Origin of the sequence: Acidovorax facilis (assembly GCF_023913775.1) — a bacterium.
Classification (GTDB): domain Bacteria; phylum Pseudomonadota; class Gammaproteobacteria; order Burkholderiales; family Burkholderiaceae_C; genus Acidovorax; species Acidovorax facilis.
The window spans coordinates 1-3,057 of sequence record NZ_JAMXAX010000236.1 but is presented as its reverse complement, the minus strand read 5'-3'; the positions used below and the strand labels follow the sequence as shown (position 1 = coordinate 3,057).

The window sequence follows — 3,057 nt, the reverse complement described above, 5'->3', positions numbered from 1 at the left end:
ACCAGCGCCGTCGCCGCCGGCCGCGCCCGCGCCCGCCGTTCGATCAACCGGTGCACCGGCTCCACCTCCACATACCGCTGCTCGTTGACGCCCCAGCGGTTCAGCTCTTGGCGCTCGGCCTCGCTCACGAAAGCGAGATCGCCCAGACGACCGTTCGACGGATCCGTGAGTGAAAGCAACAATTCTCGAACATGCGCCGCCAATCGTTCGACCTGTTCGTGCGAGAAGCTCTGTCCCTGGAATGCGTAGTCGACGACGAGCGACTGGCCATGGTGCACCATCACGCTCATCGGGTAGTTGGTTTCGTCCCGAATCTGGCTGATCTCAAACCTCGGCTGCCCGTCGTCCGCGCGGCGAAGCGCTTCGTCCACCGGGCAGTTCTCGAACACGACGATGGTGTCGAACAAGCCTTGCCCCCCGACACCGGCGCGGCGCTGAATCTCGAACAGCGGCGTATGTTCGTGCTCTCTCGATGCGAGGTTCTGTGCCAGCAACGTGCGCAACCACTGCCCGATACCGTGTTGGGGCTGCGGCGCCGCGATTACCGGAACCGTATTGATGAACAGCCCCAGGATCTGCTCGGCGCCCGGCAGCTCCGCCGAACGCCCGGCCGTCGTCGCCCCGAAGCACACCACGTCCTGCCCGGTGTAGCGCTGAAGCAGCAGTGCCCATGCCGCCTGGACCAAGGTATTCACCGTCACGCGCTCGGCCCGCGCAAAGCTTGCCAGGCGCGCCGATTCTTCGGCACTAAACGGCTGACGATGCTTCCGGTAGCCCTGCCCCTTCTCCGCCGGCTTGACCGCGGCAGCGAGGTGGGTCGGCTCGGCAAGGCTCGCCAACAGTGTGTCCCAGTAGTTCGCCGAGGCCGCGGTGTCCCGCCCCTGCAACCAGGCGATATGGTCGCGGAAGCGGCCTCGCGGGGGCGAAGTCGGCTGTCCCGAGTAAAGGGCGAGGATCTCGGCCATCAATCGCGAGGAGCTCCACCCGTCCAGCAGCAGATGGTGCCGCGTCCAGATCAGATGGTGCCTGGTCGCCGACGTGCGCACCAACGCCAAGCGCATCAGGGGCGCCGCCGCCAGGTCGAAGCCGCGGGCGAGTTCGGCCTGGGCCAATGTCTCGAGCGCCTGAGGCAGGTCCGCACGCTCGCGCCAGTCCTGTCCCTCCAACGGCACTTCGACCGACCTCGCCACCCATTGGAGCGGTTTCTCTCCCTGGAGGAAGCCCGTACGCAACACTTCATGACGCTCGAACGCCACCTGCCATGCCGCCCTGAACCGCGCGGGGTCGAGCCCCTCGACGTCCGCGCGGAGCTGGTTCACATAGACGGTGCCCGTGTCGTCATACACGCTATGGAACATCATCCCCAACTGCATGGGCGACAGCGGATAGAGATCGGCCAGGTTTTCCGGCGGCATCGGCAGGCGGTCGAGCTGGGCCTGTGTGAGCCGGGCAAGCGGAAAATCCGCAGGCGTGAACCCCACCGCCCCATCGGTGCAGTAGGCAATCAGCGCTTCGAGTTCCTCTTGAAAGCGCCGGGCAAGGCACTGCACGGTCGCTTCGTCGTGTATTCCCGCGCTGTAGGTCCAACTCACCCGGAGCTCGCCCTTGTGCATGACGGCACCCACATCCAGCCAAGTGCGCCGCTTGCCGAGCGGCGACCGCTGCAGGCCGGCGCTTTCGCGGGCGACGCGCCACATTGAGTCAGCATCGAAGGTCTGGTCGAACTGGCCGAGATAGTTGAACGTCACCTGCGGATAGGCGCCCTCGCCGAGCACCCGCCCTTCCTCGGCGAGGTAGCGCAGCACGCCGTACCCCAGCCCCTTGTTCGGAACCTGGCGCAATTGTTCCTTGATCGCCTTGATGCTCGCCCCCCGGTCATCCCGACCGGGTCTCAAACGCACCGGGAACAAGGTGGTGAACCATCCCACGGTCCGCGACAGGTCGATGTCGTCGGCGAACTCTTCGCGCCCATGGCCTTCCAGCTCGACGAGCACGCTTTCGCGCCCGTCCCACTCGCACAGCGTGCGGGCCAAGGCGGTGAGCAGGATGTCGTTGATCTGGGTACGGTAGGCTTGCGGGACTTCGATCAGCAGTTGCTCGGTGCGGTCTTCGCCGAGCAGAGTTTCGATGGTCCGGGCATCGCCGACGAGGTTGCTCGCCGTGGCGCCGCCTGGCAGGCTCGGCTCATTCTCCCCAACCACCGACTGCCAATACGGCAGCTCGGCCTTGACCGCGTCACGTCGGGCGTAGCCAGCAAGGGCCTCCGACCAGGCCCGGACGGAGGTCGTCCTTGCCGGCAGCTCAACCGGACTCCCGGCGCCCAGCTGCCGGTAGGCCGTTTGCAGATCCTCGACGATCAAGCGCCACGACACGCCATCGACGACCAGGTGATGGGCGACGAGCAGCAACCGCCCGGGCCGCCCCGGCCCCAGATCGATCCATACCGCCTTGAACGGCTGGTCCATGCTCAGGCTTCGCTGCGCCGCGTCGGCGGCACGCGCAACTGCAGACGATGCCTGCTGCTCCCCGGCGAGATCGATGCGCTCGAAGCCGACGAGGCCGTGCGCCGGACCGTAGGCCTGTCGCCATGCGCCCGTCTCCGGCGCGGAGAAGCACAGGCGCAGCGCTTCATGATGGGCGACGACGTGCTCGACGGCCTGCCGCAGCCTGGTCGGCTCCAGGACTTCCGTTGGGGCCAGCATCAGCGATTGGTTCCAGTGATGGGCCTCGTCGAAGCGCTGCTCGAAGAACCAGCGTTGAATCGGCGTCAGCGCGAACGCTTCGCCAGACGCTTCCAGACTGGTGGCCACGGGTCCGTCCGCCACCGCGGCGCCCTCCAGTGCAACGGCAGCGCCGATCGCGGCGATGGTCTGCAGCTCCATCAACTGCTTCGGCCTGAGCTTAACGCCGCGCTTCCTCGCCCGCGCCACGATCTGCAAGGTAAGGATGGAGTCGCCGCCGAGCTCGAAGAAGTTGTCGTGGCGGCCGACCCGATCGACTCGAAGCACCTGCTCCCAGACTTCAGCCAGCGCCCGCTCGACTTCGCCTCGCGGCGCC

The 3,057-nt window shown here is 66.7% G+C and carries 1 protein-coding gene; it reads right to left on the bottom strand.

Translation table 11 applies throughout. The features are described from left to right. The coding region (locus tag NFX52_RS29625; RefSeq protein WP_252635970.1) for a condensation domain-containing protein at positions 1-3,057 on the bottom strand (3,057 nt) is incomplete at both ends.